The organism is Thermophilibacter provencensis (assembly GCF_030372065.1).
GTDB classification, from domain to species: Bacteria; Actinomycetota; Coriobacteriia; order Coriobacteriales; family Atopobiaceae; genus Thermophilibacter; species Thermophilibacter provencensis_A.
This window is the reverse complement of the sequence record NZ_JAUDEA010000008.1, coordinates 44100-66918: the sequence shown is the minus strand read 5'-3', so window position 1 is coordinate 66918 and position 22819 is coordinate 44100. Positions and strand designations below refer to the sequence as shown.

At 66.8% G+C, this 22819-nt stretch carries 20 protein-coding genes; 16 read left to right on the top strand and 4 right to left on the bottom strand.

Going from position 1 to position 22819, the window contains the following annotated elements; all coding sequences use genetic code 11:
- Window positions 1-33: 33 nt before the first annotated feature.
- The 3 genes from QUW25_RS06375 (at window position 34) to QUW25_RS06365 (ending at window position 2883) form a co-directional block, all read left to right on the top strand.
- Window positions 34-978, top strand: a complete 945-nt coding sequence (locus tag QUW25_RS06375) for an NTP transferase domain-containing protein (RefSeq protein ID WP_289511376.1) — start codon at window positions 34-36, stop codon at window positions 976-978.
- An 84-nt stretch (window positions 979-1062) separates the two neighbouring features.
- The gene (hydA, locus tag QUW25_RS06370) at window positions 1063-2436 is read left to right on the top strand and encodes a dihydropyrimidinase (protein ID WP_289511375.1); all 1374 of its coding nucleotides are present in this window, start codon (window positions 1063-1065) and stop codon (window positions 2434-2436) included.
- Window positions 2437-2496: 60 nt separating this feature from the next.
- The gene (locus QUW25_RS06365) at window positions 2497-2883 is read left to right on the top strand and encodes a Rid family detoxifying hydrolase (protein ID WP_289511374.1); all 387 of its coding nucleotides are present in this window, start codon (window positions 2497-2499) and stop codon (window positions 2881-2883) included.
- A gap of 98 nt (window positions 2884-2981) precedes the next feature.
- On the opposite strand, the gene QUW25_RS06360 is transcribed toward QUW25_RS06365, so the two are convergent.
- Both QUW25_RS06360 and QUW25_RS06355 read right to left on the bottom strand, forming a co-directional pair.
- Entirely contained in the window at window positions 2982-3290 is a 309-nt protein-coding gene (locus tag QUW25_RS06360) for a CDP-alcohol phosphatidyltransferase (RefSeq protein WP_289511373.1), read from the bottom strand.
- A gap of 109 nt (window positions 3291-3399) precedes the next feature.
- Window positions 3400-4080, bottom strand: coding sequence for an HAD family hydrolase (locus QUW25_RS06355; RefSeq protein ID WP_289511372.1), 681 nt, complete (start codon window positions 4078-4080; stop codon window positions 3400-3402).
- Between the two features lie 422 nt (window positions 4081-4502).
- Between QUW25_RS06355 and aspS the strand changes: the two genes are divergently transcribed.
- The 6 genes from aspS to QUW25_RS06325 all read left to right on the top strand — a co-directional run bounded on the left by aspS (window position 4503) and on the right by QUW25_RS06325 (window position 11771).
- Window positions 4503-6272, top strand: coding sequence for an aspartate--tRNA ligase (gene aspS, locus QUW25_RS06350; protein WP_289511371.1), 1770 nt, complete (start codon window positions 4503-4505; stop codon window positions 6270-6272).
- Window positions 6273-6409: 137 nt separating this feature from the next.
- Complete coding sequence (locus tag QUW25_RS06345) at window positions 6410-6883, top strand: MarR family winged helix-turn-helix transcriptional regulator (RefSeq protein WP_289511370.1); 474 nt, start codon at window positions 6410-6412, stop codon at window positions 6881-6883.
- Window positions 6883-8622, top strand: coding sequence for an ABC transporter ATP-binding protein (locus QUW25_RS06340; RefSeq protein WP_289511369.1), 1740 nt, complete (start codon window positions 6883-6885; stop codon window positions 8620-8622). The genes QUW25_RS06345 and QUW25_RS06340 overlap by 1 nt, the downstream gene beginning before the upstream one ends.
- On the top strand, window positions 8623-10461 hold the full coding sequence (locus tag QUW25_RS06335; protein ID WP_289511368.1) for an ABC transporter ATP-binding protein: 1839 nt from the start codon (window positions 8623-8625) through the stop codon (window positions 10459-10461).
- Window positions 10462-10698: 237 nt separating this feature from the next.
- Complete coding sequence (gene crcB / locus QUW25_RS06330) at window positions 10699-11073, top strand: fluoride efflux transporter CrcB (RefSeq protein WP_289511367.1); 375 nt, start codon at window positions 10699-10701, stop codon at window positions 11071-11073.
- A gap of 101 nt (window positions 11074-11174) precedes the next feature.
- Entirely contained in the window at window positions 11175-11771 is a 597-nt protein-coding gene (locus QUW25_RS06325; protein ID WP_289511366.1) for a flavin reductase family protein, read from the top strand.
- Here the strand turns inward: QUW25_RS06325 and QUW25_RS06320 are convergent.
- Window positions 11768-13225, bottom strand: a complete 1458-nt coding sequence (locus QUW25_RS06320) for a lipopolysaccharide biosynthesis protein (protein WP_289511365.1) — start codon at window positions 13223-13225, stop codon at window positions 11768-11770. The genes QUW25_RS06325 and QUW25_RS06320 overlap by 4 nt on opposite strands.
- A 232-nt stretch (window positions 13226-13457) precedes the next feature.
- On the opposite strand from QUW25_RS06320, the gene QUW25_RS06315 reads away from it, so the two are divergent.
- Complete coding sequence (locus tag QUW25_RS06315; RefSeq protein WP_436317679.1) at window positions 13458-16094, top strand: phosphoenolpyruvate carboxylase; 2637 nt, start codon at window positions 13458-13460, stop codon at window positions 16092-16094.
- A 513-nt stretch (window positions 16095-16607) separates the two neighbouring features.
- On the opposite strand, the gene QUW25_RS06310 is transcribed toward QUW25_RS06315, so the two are convergent.
- A complete protein-coding gene (locus tag QUW25_RS06310) occupies window positions 16608-17498 on the bottom strand; it encodes a PPK2 family polyphosphate kinase (RefSeq protein WP_289511364.1) in 891 nt (296 codons plus the stop codon).
- A 647-nt stretch (window positions 17499-18145) separates the two neighbouring features.
- Between QUW25_RS06310 and QUW25_RS06305 the strand changes: the two genes are divergently transcribed.
- The 6 genes from QUW25_RS06305 to QUW25_RS06280 all read left to right on the top strand — a co-directional run bounded on the left by QUW25_RS06305 (window position 18146) and on the right by QUW25_RS06280 (window position 22814).
- Window positions 18146-18379 carry a FeoA family protein gene (locus tag QUW25_RS06305; protein ID WP_087322308.1) on the top strand — a complete coding sequence of 78 codons (234 nt, stop codon included), beginning with the start codon at window positions 18146-18148 and terminating at the stop codon, window positions 18377-18379.
- 49 nt (window positions 18380-18428) lie between these two features.
- Window positions 18429-18668 carry a FeoA family protein gene (locus tag QUW25_RS06300; RefSeq protein ID WP_087322306.1) on the top strand — a complete coding sequence of 80 codons (240 nt, stop codon included), beginning with the start codon at window positions 18429-18431 and terminating at the stop codon, window positions 18666-18668.
- A gap of 176 nt (window positions 18669-18844) precedes the next feature.
- A complete protein-coding gene (gene feoB / locus QUW25_RS06295) occupies window positions 18845-21508 on the top strand; it encodes a ferrous iron transporter B (protein ID WP_289511363.1) in 2664 nt (887 codons plus the stop codon).
- Between the two features lie 168 nt (window positions 21509-21676).
- Window positions 21677-22042: a heavy-metal-associated domain-containing protein gene (locus tag QUW25_RS06290; RefSeq protein ID WP_289511362.1), complete on the top strand. Its 366-nt coding sequence runs from the start codon at window positions 21677-21679 to the stop codon at window positions 22040-22042.
- A gap of 9 nt (window positions 22043-22051) precedes the next feature.
- Entirely contained in the window at window positions 22052-22411 is a 360-nt protein-coding gene (locus QUW25_RS06285) for a helix-turn-helix domain-containing protein (RefSeq protein WP_289511361.1), read from the top strand.
- Window positions 22412-22502: 91 nt separating this feature from the next.
- Window positions 22503-22814 carry a DUF1490 domain-containing protein gene (locus tag QUW25_RS06280; RefSeq protein WP_087322298.1) on the top strand — a complete coding sequence of 104 codons (312 nt, stop codon included), beginning with the start codon at window positions 22503-22505 and terminating at the stop codon, window positions 22812-22814.
- The last annotated feature ends 5 nt before the right edge of the window (window positions 22815-22819 follow it).

Here is a 22819-nt window from a genome sequence, read left to right as displayed (position 1 = left end):
GGACTGTCCCATCGTCACATGGGATGGGGAGGCATGAGACCCGACCTCAGGGCATATCTTCTGGGTGACGACGGGCACCGGGTCTTTGGGCCCGGTCCCGTCGACCTGTTGGAGCGCGTGGGCGAGCTCGGCAGTCTCCGGGCGGCGGCCATCGAGATGGGGATGGCCTACACCAAGGCAACGCGCATCGTCCGCGACGCCGAGCGGGCCTTTGGCTTCCCGCTGACGGAGCGCACCGTGGGCGGCAGCGGAGGCGGCGGCTCGCGCCTCACCGCCGAGGCACGCGACCTCATCGAGCGCTATCGCGCCTTCGAGCGCACGAGCCGCTGGGCGCTCTCTGCCGCCTACGCCACGTGCTTCTCGGGCTTTTGCGACGTGGCACGCCTGGGCTGCGTGGTCATGGCGTCCGGGGAGGGCGCGCGCTTTGGCGGTGCGCCGGGCGAGAAGCTCACTGCGCCGCTCGACGGCGTTCCCGTGCTCGAACGGACGCTCTCGGCGTTGCCGGCGGACCTGCTGGACGTTGTGGTGGTCACCCGCTGGGATGCGGTCGAGGGGCTCTGCGACCGCCTCGGCGTGCGCTGCGTGCGCGCGGAGGGCCCGCTCAAGAGCGACACGATGCGCGCCGGGCTCGAGGCGCTGGGGGAGCGTGCCGGCTGCCTCTTTGTCACGGGTGACCAGCCGCTTCTTAGCGAGAAGAGCGTGCGCTCGCTCGTGCGCGCGCTCACACACGAGCCTACGGCCATCGTGCGGCTGGCCTGGCACGGTCGCCCGGCCAACCCGGTGCTCTGGCCAACGGACACGCTTGCCGCCCTCTCGCACCTTGAGGGGGATACCGGTGGGCGCGTTCTTCTCGCCGCTCACGAGGAGCTTATGGAGCGCGTGCGCCTGGTTGAGGCGTACGATGAGTGGGAGCTCGAGGACGTGGACACCAGAGACGACCTCGACCGTCTTGAGGCCGCGCTGGCCGACAGAACCTGACAAAGGTGACAGGGTAGTTTGTCAGGTTCCAAAACCTGACAAACTACCCTGTCACCTTTGTCAGGTTACGAGGAAGGGGATGCGATGAGAAGAATTCTCGCAAACGGAACGCTCGTAACTCCCGAGGGCCTGCGTCGAGGTGACGTGGCCCTTGAGGGCGAGAAGATCGTGGACCTTGCCGCTCACATTGTGCCGGGCCCGGACGACGAGGTCGAGGACGTCTCTGGCTGCTGGGTCTTTCCCGGCTTCATTGACGCGCACACCCACCTGCAGTGCTGGACCGGCATGGACTGGACGGCCGACAGCTTTGAGACCGGCACGCGTGCCGCGGCCTGCGGCGGCGCCACGTGCATCGTGGACTACGCCACGGCCGATCGCGGCGTGACGATGGACGAGGCGCTGGCAGAGTGGCACAGGCGCGCGGAGAGCGGCGCGGGCTGCACGTCCAACTACGGCTTCCACATGGCCATCGCCGAGTGGGGCGAGGACTCTCCCGCCCAGATGCGCCGCATGCGCGAGGCGGGCGTGCGCAGCTTCAAGACCTACCTGGCCTACGACCACCTGCGCCTCTCGGATGCCGAGACGCTGCGCTGCCTGGAGGTCGTGCGAGACCTGGATGCGGTTCTCTGCGTGCACTGCGAGAACGGCGACGTGGTAAACGAGCTCCAGCGTCAGGTGCTTGCCGAGGGCATCACGGGACCGGAGGGCCACCCCTTGAGCCGTCCCGCCGAGGCAGAGGCCGACGCCGTCTCACGCCTGCTCTACCTGGCGCAGATCGCGGGTGCCCGCGTGAACGTGGTGCACCTCTCCACCGAGCTTGGGCTTCTCGCCGTGCGCGCCGCCCGGGCCCGCGGTCAGAAGGGCATCTACGTGGAGACCTGCCCGCAGTACCTCACGCTCGACGACACGCGCTACCTTGAGGCGGGGGAGGACGGCTTCGCGGGCGCCAAGTACGTGATGAGCCCGCCGCTGCGCAAGCCCTCCGACGTGCGCGCGCTGCGCGGGGCGGTGCTTTCCGGCGAGGTGGACTCCATCGCAACGGACCACTGCTCGTTTAACCTGCACGGCCAGAAGGACCGCGGCATCGGCGACTTCACCAAGATCCCCAACGGCGGTCCCGGCATCGAGCACCGCCCGGCTGTGATGGCCACGACCTTTGAGGGCCAGCTCGGGCCAATGGAGCTCTGCCGCCTGCTCTCCGAGGGGCCGGCGCGCGTCTTTGGCCTGTGGCCGGAGCGCGGGCGCCTCGCCGTGGGCGCTGCGGCAGACGTGTGCGTGTGGGACCCCGCTGCGCGCTGGACCATCAGCGCAGCGACCCAGCACCAGGCAGTGGACTACACGCCCTGGGAGGGCTTCGAGGCCCACGGGCGGGCGCACCTCGTCTACGTGGGCGGCGAGCTCGTGGCCCGCGACGGCGAGCCTACCGGGTGCACCCCCGGCCGATACGTGGCAAGATGATGCAAAGGGACAGTCCCTTCGTATCGTTTCCTTTCGACCAGAGAGAAGAAGGAGAAGAACATGGCTATTGAGGCAATCGTTACCGACAAGGCGCCCGCGGCGCTCGGCCCCTACTCCGCGGCCACGATCGCGCCCGCGACGCGCGCGATCCACGTGTCCGGCCAGCTGCCGATCGATCCCGCCACCGGCGAGTTTGCCGGCGAGGACATCCAGGCCCAGACCCGTCAGAGCCTGACCAACATCAAGAACATCCTCGAGGCCGCCGGCGCCTCCATGGCCGACGTTGCCGAGGTCACCGTCCTTCTCGACGACATCGCCGACTTTGCGGCCATGAACGAGGTCTACGGCGAGTTCTTCACCGCGCCGTATCCCAGCCGCGCCGCCTTTGAGGTTGCCGCGCTGCCCAAGGCCGCCAAGGTCGAGATCAAGGCCGTGGCCTACCTGTAGGTCCGCTTGCGGGTGCGTCTAACGCGCAAACGAAAACGGGGCCGGTTCCCAACGGAACCGGCCCCGATGCGTTTCTAAGTGAGTGTGCCCGCGCGGCGCTACTCGTCCTTCTCGCCGGAGAGGGAGGCGTAGAACGTGGCGTGGTCAAAGACGTCCTGGATGGTCTTGCCGTTGACAAAGGGGAGCGCGAGGAACTCGTCAACAGTGGGGACGAGCTCGGAGCAGTCGACAAAGTGGTTCTTCTCGTTGCGGCGGCTCGTGTCCTGTGCGCGCCAGGACTCAAAGTTGCAGTCGGTGAGGTAATAGACGGACGAGCCGATCTTCATGTAGACGGAGTGATTGCAGTGCAGGTACTCGACCAGACCCTCGTAGTTGATGTCGAGAGCCTCGGCAGCCTTCTTTCCCATGGCGATCCCCTTTCGTCGGAGGCCAAACGGACGTTAGCAAGACTATAACCCGTGCGGGCCGATGTTATGCGCGGGTTCACAAATTGTTAGGCGAGCGTTGCCCGAGCGGTCAGCGGGCGGCTGACGCGTCCAAGCCGAGAAGAACGCGCTCCAGCTCGGCGGGGGTGTCCACGAGGGTGGTGGCGCCCGCGGCGAGAAGCTCGTCCACGCTGCGGAATCCCCAGGTGCAGCTCACGCACGGGCAGCCCGCGTTTGCGGCGGTCTGCACGTCAACCTCGGAGTCGCCAATGTAGACCATGCCCTCGGGCGTTGCACCCATGCGCTTGAGGGCGGCGCGCACCATGTCCGGAGCCGGCTTCTTGCGGATGCCGGCTGCCTCGTTCTCGCCGAGAACCGCGTCAAAGGCGCCGGGGAACTGTCGCGCCACGAGCTCCTGGACGGCAAAGTCCCCCTTGTTGGAGACCACGGCCAGCGTCACGCCCGCTGCGCGCAGGTGGGCAAGAAGTTCGGGAATTCCCTGATAGGGACCGGTGTGATCCTCACAGTGCGCGGCATAGTGCGCGCAGAAGTCCTCGTAGACTGCCGCTTCCGTTGCGGCGTCCGTTCCGGCGGGCACGGCGCGGTGAATGAGCAGCTTGATGCCATTGCCCACAAAGCGGCGCACGTCATCAATTGTGTGGGTGGGCATGTCGCGGGCCGCAAGAGCGGCGTTGGTGGAGAGGTGAAGGTCCTCGAGCGTGTCGAGTAGGGTTCCGTCGAGGTCAAAGACGGCGGTTCTGTAGGCAGGCATGTACGCTCCTTCGATGATGACAAAGGTGACAGGGTAGATTGTCACCATCTTATTGATGGTGACAATCTACCCTGTCACCTTTGTCATCAAACAAGTCCGGCGGCGTCTTGCTCTGCGCAAAACTGACGCTTGTGGCACGAGTGACTTTTTTGCGCAGCGGAGAAGGTTTCGCGCGGCCTCATACTTGATGGCAAAGGTGACAATTACCCTGTCACCTTTGTCATCACCTTACGGTTGGCGCCCAAATGGCCTGCCCTCAGCCTTTGGGTCGCCGTTTATTGTGTTCCGGTTACGTGGGCGTGCTCTCCCTTGTGCCCGTAGTACAATCAGCCTCGCCGCAACGTGCGCCGTTTACGTGCGCTGCGGCCATCCGAGAGGCGCCGCCCGTACGGCACGGGGCGGCAGGACGAGAAAGGCACCATATGGATTCCCACACCATGCACACGCACACCTGCGGCGAGCTGCGCCGCGAGCACATCGGTCAGCAGGTGACGCTTACCGGCTGGGTCTGGCACCGCCGCGACCACGGCGGCCTCATCTTCGTGGACCTGCGCGACCGCGACGGCGTGACGCAGGTCTCCTTTGACCCGGAGCACTCCGGTGGCGAGGCCTTCCACGCGGCCGAGACCATCCGCTCCGAGTGGCCGATCAAGGTCACGGGCGTTGTTCGAGAGCGTCCCGAGGGCATGGAAAACTCCAAGCTCGCGACCGGCGAGATCGAGGTCCTTATCGACGCCATCGAGGTCCTCAACTCCTCCAAGACGCCGCCCTTCCAGATTGAGGATCACGTGGACACCTCCGAGGACGTCCGCCTGCGCTACCGTTACCTCGACCTGCGTCGCCCGCGCATGACGGCCAACCTCAAGCTGCGCTCCGACTTCACCTTTGCCATTCGCGAGGCACTCCACAACCGTGACTTCCTCGAGGTGGAGACCCCCGCGCTCTTCAAGTCAACCCCCGAGGGCGCGCGCGACTTCCTCGTGCCGAGCCGCACCCAACCCGGACACTTCTACGCCCTCCCGCAGTCCCCGCAGCTGCTCAAGCAGCTGCTCATGGTGGGCGGCGTCGAGCGCTACTATCAGGTTGCCAAGTGCTTCCGCGACGAGGACCTGCGCGCCGACCGCCAGCCCGAGTTCACTCAGGTGGACATCGAGATGAGCTTTGTCGAGCAGGACGACGTCATGGGCGCGCTCGAGGACGTTCTGTCCGACGCCTTTGCCAAGATGGGCGTCGAGATGCCCACGCCGCTGCGCCGCCTGGACTACTGGGACGCGATGGACACCTACGGCTCCGACAAGCCGGACACCCGCTTTGGCATGGAGCTCCATGACGTGACCGGCATCTTCCAGGCCTCCAAGTTCAAGCTCTTTGCGAGCGCGGCGGCCACCGAGGGCCAGTACGTCAAGGCCATCAACGCCAAGGGTGCCGGGGCCTGGCCGCGCGCGCAGATCGACAAGCTGGCAAACGTGGCAGCAGAGTTTGGCGCCAAGGGTCTCGCGTGGATTGCGTTCCGCGAGGACGGCTCCGTGAACAGCCCGATCGTCAAGTTCTTCTCTGACGAGGAGATGATGGCGCTGCGCGAGGAGATGGGCGTTGAGCTGGGTGACCTCGTGATGTTTGCCGTCGCCGACCGCAAGGGCGCCGACGAGATCCTGGGCGGCATGCGCCTGCACATGGCAAACGCGCTCGACGTCCCGCGCGAGGGCCACGACTTCCTCTGGGTGGTCAACTTCCCGCTCTTCCATTGGGACGACGAGGCCAAGCGCTACGAGGCCGAGCACCAGCCCTTTACCCTGCCAACCGAGCTTGACGTCGAGAAGATCAAGGCGGACCCGCTGGCCATTGGCTCTGCCACGTACGACTTCGTCATGGACGGCTGCGAGGCCGGTGGCGGCGGCATGCGTATCCACAACTCCCAGATGCAGCTCGACATGCTCGAGCTCATGGGCTTCTCGGTGGAGCGCGCCCGCGAGCAGTTTGGTTTCCTCATGGACGCCCTCGAGTACGGTGCGCCCCCCATGGGCGGCTTTGCTCTCGGCCTCGACCGCGTGTGCATGCTGCTGGCAGGGGAGGACTCCATCCGCGACGTCATGGCGTTCCCCAAGACCAGCTCCGGCAGCGATCTCATGTCCGACGCGCCGAGCGAGGTTTCCGGTAAGCAGCTCAAGGAGGTCTCCCTCCGGCTTCTGTAAAAACGGGACGTGTTATTTGTCTCAGAGAAAAGGGGACAGGCCTTGCAAGGCCTGTCCCCTTTTCTCTGAGACAAATAACACGTCCCGTTTTTACAGTACACTTGCATAGACAACCATTGACATGCCAAGGAGTGCCTATGCCTGATTGCCCGCCCGAGCCGGGGTCGTCGCTCGAGGACTTCCACATGCGCCTCATGCGCGCCTTTCACGCGCAGCGCACCTATCTCAAGCCCCACGTTGACGAGCTCGGCCTTGGTCCCGGCCAGCCGAAGATGCTCGTCTACCTGGCCGTTCACGGCCCGTCCAGCCAGCGCGAGGTGGCCGACTTCTTTGAGTGCGACCCCGGCGCCGTCTCGCGCATGTTCGACTCCCTCGAGCGCGCGGGCTTTGTGACCTCCGCCCCCGGCCGTGACCGCCGCACCAAGGCACTTGCCCTCACGGAGCGTGGTCGCGCCGCCGCGGACGCCTGGGACGCCGTCTGCGCCGAGGAGCAGGAGGTGATGCTCACGGGCTTCACACCCGAGGAGCGCGCCACGTTTGCCGATCTTCTCGGCCGCGCCCGCGCCAACCTCTGGAGCGCCATCGACGGCAGCGGGGGAGGCGAGGCCTGATGGACGGGGTTCGCCTCATTGCCCGCTACCTGGGCCCGTATCGGCGGGACTTCCTTCTCGCCGTGCTCTGCGTGGCCGTTGAGACCTCGCTTGAGATCTTCATTCCCGTGCTCATGGCCTACGTCCTGGACGAGGGCATCATGGCTGGCAGCCTCCGCACCGTCCTCACCGGCGGCGCCGGCATGCTCGTCTGCGCGCTCATCTCGCTGGGCCTGGGCTTTCTCTACGCGCGCTTCTCTGCCCGCGCCGCCATGGGCCTGGGCTCGCGCCTGCGCGAGGCAGAGTATGCCCACCTGCAGGAGTTCTCGTTCTCAAACCTCGACGACTTTGAGAGCTCCTCGCTCGTGACGCGCCTCACCACCGACGTCACCGTCATCCAGAACGCGCTGGTCTCCGGCACGCGCCCGCTCGTCCGTGGGCCCGTGATCCTGGTGATGGGCCTGCTCTGCGCCGCGCTCATGTCCGCCGAGCTCGCGGTGGTCTTCTTTGCGGTGATCCCCGTGCTCGCCGTGGCCGTCTTCTTTGTGGTGCGCCGCGTGGGCCCGCTCTACCGCGTGCTCCAGGGCGTGATGGACCAGCTCAACGACGCCCTGCAGGAGGACCTTGCCGCCATCCGCGTGATCAAGGCCTATGTGCGAGAAGGACATGTCGCCGAGCGCTTTGCCGGCGTGAACGGCCAGCTCGCCTCCACGGCCACGCGGACCTTCCGCACCGCGGTGCTCAACCTGCCGATCTTCCAGGCCACGATGTATACCTCCTGCGTGGGCATCATGTGGCTCGGCGGGCAGATGATCCTGGCCGGCACGCTCACGGTGGGCACCTTCACCGGCTTCATGAGCTACGTCCTGCAGATCGTGAACTCCCTCATGATGATCTCCAACGTCTTCCTGCTGCTCGCGCGCGCTGTGACGAGCGTGGAGCGCGTGGGCGAGGTGCTGGACGAGAAGCCCACCATCGCCTCGCCGCGCCAGGCGGTGCACGAGGTGCGCAACGGCTCGGTGAGCTTTGACCACGTGAGCTTCAAGTACGCGAGCACGGCCGAGAAGAACGTGCTCGAGGACGTCTGCCTGGACTTTGCGGCGGGCTCCACCATCGGCATCCTCGGCGGCACGGGCTCGGGCAAGTCCACGCTCGTGCAGCTCATCGCGCGCCTCTACGACGCCAGCTCGGGCACCGTGCGCGTGGGCGGCCGTGACGTGCGCGACTACGACCTCGCCGCCCTGCGCGATGCGGTGGGCGTGGTGCTGCAGAAGAACGTGCTCTTCTCGGGCACCGTTAGGGAGAACCTCGCCTGGGGCGACGCCGCGGCATCGGACGCGGACATGCTCGAGGCGTGCCGTCTCGCCTGTGCTGACGAGTTCCTGGAGCGCATTGGCGGGCTGGACGGGGACCTCGGCCAGGGCGGCGCTGGCGTCTCGGGCGGCCAGCGCCAGCGCCTCTGCATCGCGCGTGCCCTGCTCAAGCGTCCGCGTGTCCTCATCTTTGACGACTCCACGAGCGCCGTGGACATGGCCACCGATGCCACGATCCGCGCAAACCTCGCAACGCTCAAAGACGTCACCAAGATCGTGATCGCCCAGCGCGTGGCATCCGTGATGGACGCCGACAAGATCGTGGTGCTGGACGACGGGCGTGTGCACGCCCAGGGCACCCACGAGGAACTTCTCGCCAGCGATCCCATCTACCAGGAGATCTACGAGTCCCAGATTGGCTCTGGGATCAGTGGGGAGGTGGCGTAGATGCCGTCCCGTCAGACCGCGGCGCCCGCGCGCCCGCAAAACCCGCTCGCCACGCTGAGGACGCTCCTCTCCTACATGAGCCACGCGCGCTGGATGCTCCTGCTCGTGGCGGTGCTCGTCACCGTGAGCGCGCTCGCCAACCTCTTTGGCACGTACATGATCAAGCCCGTGGTCAACGCGGTGGGGGAGGGCGACTTCGCGTCCTTCTCGTCCGGCGTTGCGCTGACTGCGGTGATTTACCTGCTGGGCGTGGCGTCTGCTGCCGGCTACACGCAGACGATGGTGCGAGCGGCGCAGCGCGTGGTCTTTGACATCCGCCGCGACCTCTTTGACCACATCGAGCGCCTGCCGCTCTCCTTCTTTGACCGCAGCCGCCACGGTGACGTGATGAGCTACTTCACCAACGACGTGGACACGGTCTCCGAGGCGCTCAACAACAGCTTTGCGAGCCTCGTCCAGGCGGGCGTGCAGATCGTGGGCACGCTCACGCTGCTTCTGGTGCTCGACTGGCGCCTCACGCTCGTCACCCTGGCGTGTGACCTGGGCATTGCGCTCTACGTGCGCTTCTCGGGCGGCCGCAGCCGGCGCTTCTTCTCGCGCCAGCAGCACGAGCTGGGCGCGCTCGACGGCTACGTGGAGGAGATGATCTCCGGCCAGAAGGTCGTGAAGGTCTTCAACCACGAGGCAGCCAACCTCGCCGGCTTCCGCGAGCTCAACGAGCGCCTGCGCGAGGCGGGCACGTCGGCGCAGGCCTACGCGTCCACGATGGTGCCGGTGACCGTGTGCGTGGGCTACATCAACTACGCCGTCGTCACCATTCTGGGCGCGCTTCTCGCCATGGGCGGGCAGATGGACGTGGGGTCGCTCGCGAGCTACCTCGTCTTTGTGCGCCAGGCAACGGCCCCGCTCAACCAGTTCACGCAGCAGGGCAACTTCCTGCTCACGGCGCTGGCCGGCGCGGAGCGCATCTTCTCCGTGATGCGCATGGAGCCCGAGGTCGACGAGGGTGTGGTGCGCCTCGAGCACGCCGACGACGTGGAGGCCGCGCGCGTGGCGGCCGGTGCCGCGGGCTGGGCGTGGTTCATCGACGGCGAGCACGTGCCGCTTCAGGGAGACGTGCGCTTCTACAACGTTGACTTTGGCTACGAGGAGGGCCAGACGGTCCTGCGCGATCTCACGCTCTACGCCAAGCCGGGGCAGAAGATTGCCTTTGTGGGGTCAACGGGCGCGGGCAAGACCACCATCACCAACCTCATCAACCGCTTCTATGAGACGCGCTCCGGCGTGATCACGTACGACGGCATCGACGTGCGCGACATCGAGAAGGCCAGCCTGCGACGCTCGCTTGGCATCGTGCTGCAGGACACGCACCTCTTTGCGGGGACCATCGCGGAGAATATCCGCTTCGGCAAGCTCGATGCCACCGACGAGGAGGTTCGCGCCGCGGCGCGCGTGGCCAACGCGGACGGCTTCATCTCGCGCCTGCCGCGCGGCTACGACACGCCCGTGGTGGCCGATGGCGCCAACCTCTCGCAGGGCCAGCGGCAGCTCCTCGCCATCGCGCGCGCGGCGGTTGCCAACCCTCCGGTTCTCATCCTCGACGAGGCAACCTCGAGCATCGACACGCGCACCGAGGCGCTCATCCAGCGCGGCATGGACTCGCTCATGGCGGGGCGCACGGTGTTTGTGATCGCGCACCGGCTGAGTACGGTGCGCAACGCGGACGCGATCATGGTGCTCGAGCATGGGCGGATCGTGGAGCGCGGCACGCACGAGGAGCTTCTCGCCCAGCGCGGCGAGTACTGGCAGCTCTGGACCGGCGCCAAGGAGCTGGACTAGCCGGGGGAGAAGGACTCGCGCTCGAGTGCTCGCGTGGACGCGCGCCGACGCTTTTGTCGCAGGAAGTGTCGCCTGGCGTCCCCGCTTTAGAAACGGGGACGCGAGCCGACGCTTTCTGCCGAAGAAGTGTCGGTTTGCGTCCCCATAGGCCATGGATGCGGGCGCGTCTCCGCTGGGGCGGTGCTGGCGTGGTATCGTTGCGAGGCCAACCGTCAACCGTGGGGAAGGGGACACCGCATGACCGAGCTTATCGCCGTTGCCGTGGGCGGCGCCGCGGGCAGCGTGGGGCGCTGGGGCCTGGGGCTCCTGCTCGCGACGCTGCTGCCGGGGTTGCCGGCGGGAACGTTTGTGGCCAACGTGCTCGCGGGCCTGGTCATCGGTGTCGTTTCCGGCCTGCACGCCGTCTCCCCGCTGCCGGAGCCCGCGCGCATGCTGCTCACGGTGGGTCTGTGCGGCGGCCTCTCCACGTTCTCGACCTTCTCAAACGAGACGCTTCAGATGATCGAGTCCGGCAACGGCGTGGGGGCTGCTCTTAATGTGGTACTTAATGTTGGAACGTGCCTCATCGCCGTGTGGGCGGGCACGCGCCTCGGCGGGGCCCTTGCGGCGTAGGTGTACTGATGCCGACCTTACACGAAGGCCATTATGAGGCAAGATCGAAGCTCCAAAATGACCTTCGTGTAAGGTGGGGTGTGCTACAAGGAGGAGACAGCATGGCAAAGCAGGTCTGGCAGGGCGGCAACATGCTCTACCCGCTGCCCGCGGTGATGGTGAGCTGTGCGAACGCCGCCGGCGAGAAGAACATCGTCACGGTGGCGTGGGCCGGCACCGTGTGCACCAACCCTCCGATGCTCTCGATCTCCCTGCGCCCGGAGCGGCACAGCTACGGCATTATCCGTGAGTCGGGCGAGTTTGTGGTGAACCTCGTGACGGCGCGGCTCCAGCGCGCGTGCGACTGGTGCGGCGTGCGCTCCGGCCGCGACCACGACAAGTGGGAGGAGTGCCACCTCACACCCGCATCGGCGGCAAAGCTCGAGCTTGCGCCCGCAATAGAGGAGAGCCCGGTCAACATTGAGTGCCACGTGCGCGACGTGCTCGAGCTGGGGAGCCATCACCTGTTCCTTGCGGACGTCCTGGCCGTGCAGGTGGACGACGCCCTGCTCAACGCTAACGGCAAGCTCGACCTGGCGCGCGCCTGCCTCACGGCCTACAGCCACGGCGAGTACTTCGAGCTGGGGCGCCGCCTCGGGACGTTTGGCTACTCCGTGCGCAAGAAGGCGCCCAAGGACCGCCGCCCGCGCCGCCGCTAGTATCCGCGGCTCATGCGCCGGCGGATGCCAAAGTACTCCATCACCAGCAGCACCAGCAGGATCGCCATCGAGACGAGCGAGCCCACCACGGCGCCCGCCAGCCCTGCAAAGTTGACGAGCAGCATCGCCACGGGAACGGCAAACGCAAAGGCGATGAGGTAGAGCTTGGAGACCTCGCCCTGCGCGCGCAGCACCGTGATGATCTGGTACAGGAAGTCGATGCACGCGCACACGCCGCCCGTGCCCACCATCACCAGGCAGAGCCCGCGGAACTGCTCGAAGTCCAGGCCGTACATGAGGCTCATGAGCGGGATGCCCACCGTCCCCATGGCGAGCGCCATGCCGCCCGTGATGAGCGCGATCACACCAATCATGGCAAGCACGAGCAGGTCAAAGCGCCGGTGCCGCTCGGGATCATCCCAGATGCGCGCCAGGCGCACGAGCTGCGGCTTGTAGATGAAGCCCGCCACCATGAGGATGGAGTGCGCCGGGAAGTACATGGCGTTGTAGTAGAGCTGGTTGTCATAGGAGAGCGCGCCCTCCATCGCAAACTTGGGCACCGAGTCGATGAGGTTGTAGAGGAAGAGCGCCACAAACAGCGGGAAGCACTCCACAAAGAGCTCCTTCACGCCACGTACGGTGGCGGGCAGGCTCTTCTCGGTCTCAAAGTACGCCAGCGGCACGGTGAGAAGAACGAGCGAGGCCACAGCGCCCACGGCCATGGCAAAGCTCGCCACGGCAAGGTTGCGCGTCACGAGCAGGACCAGCGAGAAGGCCACGAGCCCCAGCACGCAGCGCGCCGCCTGCGAGAGGCCGGCCAGGTAGAGCTTGTCCTTCTGCTGCAGGCGTCCCTCGTAGACGTCCGCGAGGCCGTCGGCGGCGCGAAACACCAGCACGCCCATGCAGATGGAGAACATGTACGCGTCGTATCCGCGGAACTGGCACCACATCCAGCCCACGAGCAGCATGGCCGCGCAGGTGACAAAGCGGTTGATCTGGTAGTCCAGGAAGGAGCGCATGTCGTCGAGGTCGGAGACCTGGTAGGTGCGCACGCCGTAGTTGGCGAGGAACAAAAGCAGCGTGCCCACCGTGAACGCCATGGAGAAAAGCCCCGCCTGCTCGGCGCCCACGAGCCAGGTGGCAACCATCGTGAGCAGCGGAAAGAGCATGCCCCACGTTGCCTGGCCGATGGTGTTGCACACGTAGTCGCGCGTGGTCTGGTGCGCGAGGTACTGCTCGGTCTGCTCGGAGAACTTGCCGCCAAAGACGGCGGCGATGAGGCGGTTCCACCAGTCGTTCACCACGCGGGCCAAGAAGGTGGGCTGCTTGCTGGACGCCTGCGCCGGCTTCTTGCGGCGCGCCTTCGTGACCACGCCGTAGCGCGGCGTCTTGGGCGTCGTGCGCGCCGGCCGCACGGGGGTGATCTCATGGCGTTTGAACGGGTTGCGTGGCATGGACGGGGCGTCTCCTCTCGAGGTTCTTCTCGGCACACGATTGTACCGCCCGCCCGCGACAGAAATGTAAGGCATGCCCCCGCGTGAACAACGCGTTTCTCGCCGGGGTCTTTTGTGTTGGGACTTTCGCACGGGGGCGCTCTCGGGGTACCCTCTAGAGAGAAACCGCACGCCCGTCAAAGGAGCAACGTTGGCCGAGAAGACCATGCACGTGGACGGCGCATCCTCTATTATGCCCGCCCTCGACGTTCCCGAGAGCATTGCCGAGAACATGGACCTGTTCCTGCGCCTGGTGCGCAACGTGCTCGGCGAGTTTGACCCGGACCTGCTCGAGACCTTTGACGTCCTGCTCTCCGACGCCTTCCGCGCGGGCGTGGACGAGACGGCCTTCCAGGACCTCACCCGCATCATCGACGGCCTCTCCGAGGAGCGCGCCACCCTTGTGATGCGCGCGTTCACCGCGTACTTCCACCTCGCCAACATCTGCGAGGAGAACTACCGCGTGACGTCGCTGCGCGCCCGCGAGAGCGCCGTTCCCACGAGCGAGCCCGCCGATCCGGTGAACGACATCACGATGGCGTATCGCCAGCTCGTGGACGAGTGCGGCCGCGGCCGCGCGATTGCGCTGCTGAGCCGGCTGGAATTTCGCCCGGTCTTTACCGCGCACCCCACCGAGGCGCGCCGCAAGGCCGTCGAGGGCAAGATTCGCCGCATCGCGGACCTTCTGGGGGAGCGCGGGGGCCTTTCCGGCGTGGCGCTCGCGGAGAACGAGCGGCGCCTGCTGCAGGAGATCGACGCGCTCTTTAGGACCTCGCCGATCGCGCACAAGAAGCCCACACCCGTCGAGGAGGCCGACACCATCGTCGACATCTTCGACAGCACGCTCTTTGACATGGTGCCGGACGTCTATCGTCGCTTTGACGACTGGGAGCTCGGCGAGAAGGCCGGAACCGTGCCGCCCGTCTGCCCGGCGTTCTTCCACCCGGGAAGCTGGATTGGCTCGGACCGCGACGGCAACCCCAACGTCACCGCGCGCGTGAGCCGCCAGGTGGCCGAGAAGTTCCGCTGCCACGTCCTCGAGCGCCTGGCCGACGCCACGCAGGCGTGCGGGCGCAACCTCACGCTCGATGCCATCTCGACCCCGCCCTCCGAGCAGCTCATGAATCTCTGGAGCCATCAGGTGGAGATGAGCGAGGCCCTCACGGCGCGCGCCCTCGGCGTCTCCGCGAGCGAGCTCCATCGCGCAACCATGCTCGTCATTGCCGAGCGCCTGCGCGCCACCATAGACCGCACGGCGGACGTCATGTACGCCAGTGCCGAGGACTACATCGCTGACCTGCGCGTCGTTCAGTCCTCGCTCGCGCGCGCCGGGGCGGTGCGCACGGCCTACGGCCCCGTCCAGCGCCTCATCTGGCAGGCGCAGACCTTTGGCTTCCACCTCGTTGAGATGGAGTTCCGCCAGCACTCGCTCGTGCACCGCCGCGCGCTTGCTGACATCGAGGAGCACGGCCGCTGGGGCGAGCGCGGCGAGCTCGAGCCCATGACGCGCGAGGTGCTGGACACCTTCCGCGCCATCGCGCAGATCCAGCGCAAGAACGGCGTGAACGCGGCGCGCCGCTACATCATCTCCTTTACCAAGTCGGCCGAGGACGTGGCCAACGTCTACCGTCTGGCGCACCTTGCCTTCGCGCACGAGGCGGACGTCCCCGTGCTCGACGTCATCCCGCTCTTTGAGCAGGTGGAGGACCTCGAGAACGCCGTTGCTACGCTCGACGCCATGATTCGCCTGCCGGAGGTGCAGCGCCGTCTCGACCAGACGGGACGTCGCCTCGAGGTCATGCTCGGCTACTCGGACTCCTCCAAGGACGCCGGCCCCACCTCGGCCACGCTCGTGCTGCACGCCACGCAGGGCGCCATCGCGCGCTGGGCGGAGGAGAACAGCATCGACCTCGTGCTCATGCACGGCCGCGGCGGCGCGGTCGGGCGCGGCGGCGGTCCCGCAAACCGCGCCGTGCTCTCGCAGCCCAAGGGCTCCGTCAACTGCTGCTTCAAGCTCACCGAGCAGGGCGAGGTCATCTTCGCGCGCTACGGCAACCCCACGCTGGCGCGCCGTCACGTGGAGTCCGTCGTGGGCGCCACGCTGCTGCAGTCCGCGCCGTCCATCGAGTGGACCAACACCAACACCACCGAGAAGTACGCCGACCTCGCGCACGAGCTGAACGAGGCGTCCCGCGAGCACTACCTCGACCTCCTGCACACCGAGGGCTTTGCCGAGTGGTTCTCCACCGTGACGCCGCTCACCGAGGTGGGCCTCATGCCCATTGGCTCGCGCCCCGCAAAGCGCGGCCTGGGCGCCAAGTCCCTCGACGACCTGCGCACCATCCCGTGGATCTTCTCGTGGAGCCAGGCGCGCATCAACCTTGCGGCGTGGTACGGTCTGGGCACGGCCTGCGAGCGCGTGGGCGACCTCGAGCGCCTGCGCGCGGCGTACGCGGAGTGGCCGCTCTTCACCACCTTTGTGGACAACGTCGAGATGTCGCTCTCCAAGGTGGACGAGCGCATCGCGCGGCTCTACCTGGGCCTGGGCAACCGCGAGGAGCTTGCCGAGAAGGTCGTGCAAGAGATGGAGCTCACGCGCCGCTGGGTGCTCGCCATCGTGGGCGACGAGTGGCCGCTGCAGCACCGTCGCGTGCTCGGCCCCGTGATTCGCATGCGTCTGCCATTTGTGAACGTGCTCTCCGTGACGCAGGCCCTGGCGCTGCGCCGTCTGCGCGGGGAGGAGCTCACGCCCGAGCAGCGCGACCGTCTCACGTACCTCATTCTCTGCACCGTCTCCGGCGTGGCGGCGGGCCTGCAGAACACGGGGTGACGCTGCCGGCGCCGGGCGATGGCGCCGGGCCCTGTGCCAAGTTGCCTGTGGGGCCGTGGCGCCGCTTTCGTGCTCTTGGCATGCCGTCAGTTGGGTATTTTCCACAGGGCGCCAATTAGGGCCCGGGGTCTAATATTTTATTTTTATGTATGTGTACGAAATGCGAATAGGCGAGAAGAACAAACTGTTTCGCGTTTATATTTTATCAAAGCCCCTCCCATCTCGTTATTGACGTATACATGAGATTTAGCACCGGGCCCACGTTTGTCGGCCTTGCCCAGCACAAGAAAATAAACGAATAGTAGACCCGTGGGCAATGTTCCCCCGGCCGCCTGACGCGCGGCAAGGGACGTGTCTCAGCAGAAACATATGTTCTTTTTATGTCCGGTCACGCTGCTATGCTCCGGGCAAGGGATAGAGACGCGGCACTGGGGGAGGGGACACGCGATGGAAGCAACGTCCGAAGTCATGAGCGTGCGGGCACCGCTCCAAAAGCCGCGTTCTTCTCGCCCTCTAGCGGTCCACGTCCGCGGCGGGGCCGTCCGTGAGGGCGCGCCGGCAGTCGGCGAGCCGTTCGCGCGCCCTGCGGGGGAGCTCGGGGTAGTGAGGGTCGATGTCCTCGAGCACGCCAAGCAGCACCTCCGAGACCAACGCGCGCGCGACCCACTTCTGGTCTGCGGGAATCACGTGCCAGGGCGCCCGCTCGGTGGCGGTGCCGGCAATCATGTCCTCGTAGGCGCGCTGGTACTGGTCCCACTCCATGCGCTCGGCGAGGTCGCTCTCGGAGAACTTCCAGTTCTTGGCGTCGTCGTCTATGCGCTCGAGGAACCGCTCGCGCTGCTTGTCCGCGCTCACGTTGAGGAAGACCTTGACCACGCGGTTGCCGGTGCGCCAGAGGTAGCGCTCGAAGGCGCGGATGTCCTCGAAGCGCTCCTCGAAGTAGCGCCTCTCGCTCATGTCCGTGCAGCGGCGCGGCAGCTGGTAGCTGCGCCAGAGACCGTGCACGCGCACGACCAGGCACTCCTCGTAGTAGGAGCGGTTGAACACCGCGATCTTGCCGCGCGGCGGCAGCGCGCCGAAGCTGCGCCAGAGAAACCCGTGCGCGCGGTCCACGCTGGTGGGCTGCTTGAAGCTGCGCACGTCGATGCCCGTGGGGTTGATGCCGCCCAGCACGTGGCGGATCATGGAGTCCTTGCCCGCGGCGTCCATGGCCTGCAGGATTATGATGACGCTTTCGCGCGCCTCGGCGTAGAGGCGGTCCTGCAGCGCCTCGATGCGCGCCTTGTTGTCGGCGAGGGTCCGCTCGTATTCGGGTCGCCGCGCGGAGTCGATCTTGAGCGAGGTGGGAAAGCGCTCCAGCTTGAGGTTCTTCTCGCCCGTCACGGTGAAGTCTCGGATGTCCATGCTGCCTCCCTGCTTGCGTTTTCTACCTTGTTCCCGTTTTCTTGCCCAGCGTGACGCCGCGCGGTCGACGGGGGCGGGGCTGGGCCGGCGCCCCGGAGGCACCGACGGGGGCGCAGGCCTTCTTACACCACAAAACAACGCGCCATCGAGGGAGACTTGTCCGGCCCCCCTCCGGAGGCTTAGGTCGGCCGGAATGTTGCGAATTTTGGGCCGCGGCACTGAAAAGGGGCGTGCGGGGGTCGCAACGGACGCTCGTCTCCTTGAGGGGACAGTGACATGACTCAAGATTTCGAAACGCTCGCGAGAGATTTTGTGCCATGACCGGCAAAAGCGTAACGCAGGTGGTCGGCGCGGCGTCAGACGCCCCGGATGTGGCCAGACGGCTTGTTGCCGCCGCCTGCGCGTCCCAAAAGTTCGCCCAATGTTACAAAATCGGCGAGCGGCCCTTGCGTTTCCATGAGTTAGTCCTATATTACTTGTGTTCAGTTGGTGAAGGGTAACTTCCGGGGCGGCCAAGCGCGGCAGGCGGCGGCGCGGGGCGACAAAGCGCGTCGAGCGCGGCAAACGCCCGTCCAGACACGGCCGAGCGCGTCCCGGGAGCGCCCGAAGGGGTACGAGAAGGACCCGCAGAGGTCTGAGGAGGCTCTATGGCTGCATCTGCACAGCTCCCGCTGGCGATGGTCGGCCCCGACGAGGTGGCGCGCGTGACGCGGGTTCGCGGCGACGCCGACCTGCGCCAGCATCTCGCCGAGCTCGGCTTCGTTGAGGGCTCGGAGGTCAAGGTCATCTCGCGTGCTGCTGGTGACGTCATCGTAAGCGTGAAGGGCGCGCGCCTTGCGCTCAACCGCACGATGGCAAACCACATCACCGTGATGCTTTAACTGACGCGAGGGGACCGATCCCCCGGCGTCGCGGAAGAAGGGAAGGTACATGGCAACACTCAAGGACGTGAGGGTGGGGGAGAGCTGCACGGTGTCCAAGCTCACGGGCACCGGAGCGCTCAAGCGCCGCATCATGGACATGGGTCTCACCAAGGGCACGGGCGTGTACGTGCGCAAGGTGGCCCCGCTCGGCGACCCCATCGAGATCACGGTGCGCGGCTACGAGCTCTCCATCCGCAAGGACGAGGCAGCGTACGTCGAGGTCACCGACGTCAGGCAGGGCGAGTAGCGGCGGCGGGACTCCCCGCGGGTCGCAGGCACGGCCGGGAGCGGCCGTTTTTCTCGCCGAACAAGTTAGCCATTTCTAACAAGTGATACCACGCAAGTAGCAATTGGCTAACTCGAAGAGGCGCGCACGCGAGAAGCGCGCACGGCACACAGAGGCACGCACAAGAAAGGCACGGTATGGCAGAGACAACCATCGGTCTCGCAGGAAACCCAAACTGCGGCAAGACCACGCTGTTCAACGAGCTCACGGGCTCGAACGGCTACGTCGGCAACTGGCCCGGCGTCACCGTCGAGAAGAAGCAGGCGAGCTGGCGCGCCGACAAGTCGGTCACCTTCGTCGACCTGCCGGGCATCTACTCGCTCTCACCCTACACGCCCGAGGAGGTCGTCTCGCGCGACTACATCGTCGGCGAGCGCCCGGACGCGATCATCAACCTCGTGGACGTGACCAACCTCGAGCGCAACCTCTACCTCACCACGCAGCTGCTCGAGGCAGGGCGCCCCGTGGTCATCGGCCTCAACATGTGCGACCTGCTCAAGGAGCGCGGTGACGTCATCGACGCCAAGAAGCTCTCCGCGGCGCTGGGCGTGCCGGTGGTGGAGGTCTCGGCGCTGCACAGCACCAACCTCGACGAGCTGGTGAGAAGGGCCGTGTCCGCCGGTCAGGCGGGAAAGGTCCAGCCGGGCGCCAAGTGCTTCTCGCCCGAGGTGGAGGATGCGCTCACGCAGATCGCGGGCATCATCTCCGGCAGCTGCGACGCCAACCTCGCGCGCTGGTACTCGGTCAAGGTCTTTGAGCGCGACGCTGAGGCGGTAAAGCAGCTGCACCTCAGCTCAGCGCAGCTCAACCAGGCCGAGAAGGTCATCAAGGCCGTCGAGAAGAGCCGCGACGACGATGCCGAGTCCATCGTCACCTCCGACCGCTACGACTGGATCGCCGAGACCATGGGCGCCTGCGTGAAGAAGGCCCCCAAGAAGCTCAGCGTTTCCGAGAAGATCGACCGCGTGGTCACCAACCGCGTCCTCGGCCTGCCGATCTTCGTGGCCGTGATGTTCGTGGTGTACTACCTCGCGGTCTCCACGGTGGGAACCTGGGGCACCGACTGGGCCAACGACGGCGTCTTCGGCGACGGCTGGCTGTGGAACCCCGCGGACCAGGCGGCCTACGAGACGGCCACCGAGGAGTATGACGCCGGCTACTACGGCGACAAGATCGACGGCTTCCTGGCGGCGGCAGAGGCCGATGGCGTGAGCACGGACGGCGTCGCCGACGCGGTCGCCACCCTCGCCGAGGACCCGGAGGCCGCCGACGCCCAGGCCGTCGTCACCGACTTCGTCGCCGAGGCCGAGGCTGCCGGCGTCGTGGCCACCGACGTCCCGATGCATGACGGCGACGGCAACTTCCTCGACTCGAACGAGGAGGTCGTCACGCGCATCGACGCCAACGGCGACCCGGTGCTGGCCGACGGGCAGGAGCTCGCGGTCATCGACACCGTGACCGCCGCCGACTTCGAGGAGGCCGTCGCGGCGCAGGAGAGCGCGCCGGCACTCGATGACTACAGCAGCTTCGTGCCGTCGATCCCCTCGCTCATCGAGGGGGCGCTCGTGGCCGCCGGCGCCTCCGACTTCGTCCAGGCGCTCGTGCTCGACGGCATCGTCGCCGGCGTCGGCGCGGTGCTCGGCTTCATCCCGCAGATGCTCGTGCTGTTCATGATGCTCGCGTTCCTCGAGGACTGCGGCTACATGAGCCGCGTGGCCTTCGTCATGGACCGCGTGTTCCGCCGCTTCGGCCTCTCCGGCAAGAGCTTCATCCCCATGCTCATCTCGTCCGGCTGCGGCGTGCCCGGCGTCATGGCCACCAAGACCATCGAGAACGAGAAGGACCGTCGCATGACGGCCATGCTCACCACCATGATCCCGTGCGGCGCCAAGACCCCGATCATCGCCCTGGTCATGGGCGTGCTCATCGGCGGCTCCGACGCCTGGTGGGTGGCCCCGATGTTCTACTTCCTGGGCCTTGCCGCCATCATCGTCTCCGCGCTCATGCTCAAGAAGACCAAGATGTTCGCCGGCGACCCCGCGCCGTTTGTGATGGAGCTGCCCAACTACCACCTCCCCACGATTAAGAGCTGGTGGCTGCATGTGTGGGAGCGCATCTCCGCGTACCTCAAGAAGGCCACGACGATCATCTTCGCCGCGTCCGTGGTGGTGTGGTTCCTGCTTGAGTTTGGCTTTGCCAACTGGGAGGGCGGCGACGGCTCCTTCGGCTTCATGTCGCTCATGCCCGGCGTGCCCGAGTACTACACCGACTACTCGCTGCTCGCCATCGTGGGCAACGCCATCGCCTGGATCTTCGCGCCGCTCGGCGCGGACAGCTGGCAGGCCGCCGCTGCCTCCATCAACGCGCTGATCGCCAAGGAGAACCTCGTCTCCACCTTCGGCGTCATCTACGGCATCGGCGACGCCACCGAGAACTCCGTGACCATGTGGAGCGGCTTCGCCGGCATGTTCACCGACGCCTCCGGCATCCTGCACGTCGGTGCGATGTGCGCCTTCGTGGCCTTCAACATGCTCGACGCGCCGTGCTTCGCCGCCATCGGCACCATCCGCAAGCAGATGGACTCGCCCAAGTGGTTCTGGTTCGCCATTGGCTACCAGTGCGTCTTCGCCTGGTGCGTGGGCCTGATCATCAACCAGCTCTGGGAGCTCTTCGTGCTGGGGAGCTTCGGGCTGTGGACGGTGGTCGCGTTCGTGCTGCTCGCGGGCATGATCTTCCAGATCGTGCGCCCGATGCCCAAGCAGGACGAGAAGGACGAGAAGGTCCTCGCCCAGCTCGCGTAACCCAAAAGGGGACGGGTCCGTTTTCGCAGCAAAAAAGGACAGGTCACTTTTGGGCCACCGACCAACAAAGGGTCCCACAAAGGGGCAGGCACCCTTCGTACCATCCGGGCGCGTCGTCGGCAACCCCTGCTGGCGGCGCGCCCTTCTCGCGAGAGGGAGGAGACGGCAATGGCAGATGCAATCATCTTCGTCGTGGTGGTGATGGCGGTGATCGTGGTCGCCGGGCGCTACGTGCGCACGCTGCGCCGCGGCGGCTGCGGCTGCGGCTGCTCGGGCAGGGACGAGGCACACGTCGCGCGCCCGACGGTGGCCGACACCGACGAGGCCCACTACCCCTACGCGGTCGACCTCACCGTCGAGGGGATGCACTGCGAGCACTGCCTGGCCTCGGTCGAGTCCGCGCTCGACGCGATCGGCGGCGTGTGGGCCCGCGCGAGCCTGCCCGACCGCGTGCGCGTCCTCTCGAAGGACCCCGTCGACCGGGCGGCGCTCTCCGCAGCCGTTGAGGCCGCGGGCTACCACGTGGCCGGCTAGGGGCGCGCGATGCCCGGCCGAGAGGAGGTCGCCCGCAGGGCGCGCGAGGTCCTTCTCGCCGACCTCTCCCGCCACCCCACGATCTCCGAGCTCGCCCGGGCGTGCGGCACGTCGCCCACCGTCCTCAAGGAGGCCTTCCGCGAGGAGTTTGGCATGCCCGTCTACCAGTGGGCGCGCCGCCGCCGCATGATCGCCGCGGCGCGCCTGCTCGCGCGGACCGACCTGCCGGTGGCGGACGTGGCGCGCGCCCTGGGCTACGCCAACGCGTCCAAGTTCGCCCGCGCCTTCGCCAGCTGCCTGCGCTTGAGCCCGACGGCGTTCCGGGAGCGCTACCGCCCGCGCGCGGGCGCCGGCCTTCCGAGAAGTTAGACACGGTACGCCCTTTTGGAGCGACGGGTCGACCTCCGCGCCGAGAGGAACAATACTGTCGGGGACAAGACGGCCAGACGAAGGAGGAGCCATGTCTCTTCACCATCACGTTCTCTTTGCCCTGGGCGGCGCCGCGCTCGCCGGTGTGACCGCGGGCCTCGCCGCCAAGGGCACCCTGCACAGGGCGGCCGTTGCCGCCACCACCGCGGCGATGCGCGTCTCCGACGCCGTGAGCGCCGAGGCCCAGTCCGTCGTGGACGACGCCAACGACGCCTGCGCCGAGGCGCGCCGCCAGGCCAAGATCGACGCGGCGGTCGCAGAGCGCCTCGCCACTCTCGAGGGCAAGGTCCGGGCAGAGGTCACCGCGCAGGTCGACGCCGAGAGCGCCGCCGCAGAGGCGTAAGGCCC

Coding starts and splice junctions, on each gene's coding strand:
- QUW25_RS06335 (WP_289511368.1), top strand. CDS start 8,623: ATGCCGTCCCGTCAGACCGCGGCGCCCGCGCGCCCGCAAAACCCGCTC.
- crcB (WP_289511367.1), top strand. CDS start 10,699: ATGACCGAGCTTATCGCCGTTGCCGTGGGCGGCGCCGCGGGCAGCGTG.
- QUW25_RS06320 (WP_289511365.1), bottom strand. CDS start 13,225: ATGCCACGCAACCCGTTCAAACGCCATGAGATCACCCCCGTGCGGCCG.
- QUW25_RS06345 (WP_289511370.1), top strand. CDS start 6,410: ATGCCTGATTGCCCGCCCGAGCCGGGGTCGTCGCTCGAGGACTTCCAC.
- QUW25_RS06300 (WP_087322306.1), top strand. CDS start 18,429: ATGGCAACACTCAAGGACGTGAGGGTGGGGGAGAGCTGCACGGTGTCC.
- feoB (WP_289511363.1), top strand. CDS start 18,845: ATGGCAGAGACAACCATCGGTCTCGCAGGAAACCCAAACTGCGGCAAG.
- QUW25_RS06360 (WP_289511373.1), bottom strand. CDS start 3,290: ATGGGAAAGAAGGCTGCCGAGGCTCTCGACATCAACTACGAGGGTCTG.
- QUW25_RS06325 (WP_289511366.1), top strand. CDS start 11,175: ATGGCAAAGCAGGTCTGGCAGGGCGGCAACATGCTCTACCCGCTGCCC.
- QUW25_RS06290 (WP_289511362.1), top strand. CDS start 21,677: ATGGCAGATGCAATCATCTTCGTCGTGGTGGTGATGGCGGTGATCGTG.
- QUW25_RS06375 (WP_289511376.1), top strand. CDS start 34: ATGAGACCCGACCTCAGGGCATATCTTCTGGGTGACGACGGGCACCGG.
- aspS (WP_289511371.1), top strand. CDS start 4,503: ATGGATTCCCACACCATGCACACGCACACCTGCGGCGAGCTGCGCCGC.
- QUW25_RS06285 (WP_289511361.1), top strand. CDS start 22,052: ATGCCCGGCCGAGAGGAGGTCGCCCGCAGGGCGCGCGAGGTCCTTCTC.
- hydA (WP_289511375.1), top strand. CDS start 1,063: ATGAGAAGAATTCTCGCAAACGGAACGCTCGTAACTCCCGAGGGCCTG.
- QUW25_RS06315 (WP_436317679.1), top strand. CDS start 13,458: ATGCCCGCCCTCGACGTTCCCGAGAGCATTGCCGAGAACATGGACCTG.
- QUW25_RS06355 (WP_289511372.1), bottom strand. CDS start 4,080: ATGCCTGCCTACAGAACCGCCGTCTTTGACCTCGACGGAACCCTACTC.
- QUW25_RS06365 (WP_289511374.1), top strand. CDS start 2,497: ATGGCTATTGAGGCAATCGTTACCGACAAGGCGCCCGCGGCGCTCGGC.
- QUW25_RS06280 (WP_087322298.1), top strand. CDS start 22,503: ATGTCTCTTCACCATCACGTTCTCTTTGCCCTGGGCGGCGCCGCGCTC.
- QUW25_RS06310 (WP_289511364.1), bottom strand. CDS start 17,498: ATGGACATCCGAGACTTCACCGTGACGGGCGAGAAGAACCTCAAGCTG.
- QUW25_RS06305 (WP_087322308.1), top strand. CDS start 18,146: ATGGCTGCATCTGCACAGCTCCCGCTGGCGATGGTCGGCCCCGACGAG.
- QUW25_RS06340 (WP_289511369.1), top strand. CDS start 6,883: ATGGACGGGGTTCGCCTCATTGCCCGCTACCTGGGCCCGTATCGGCGG.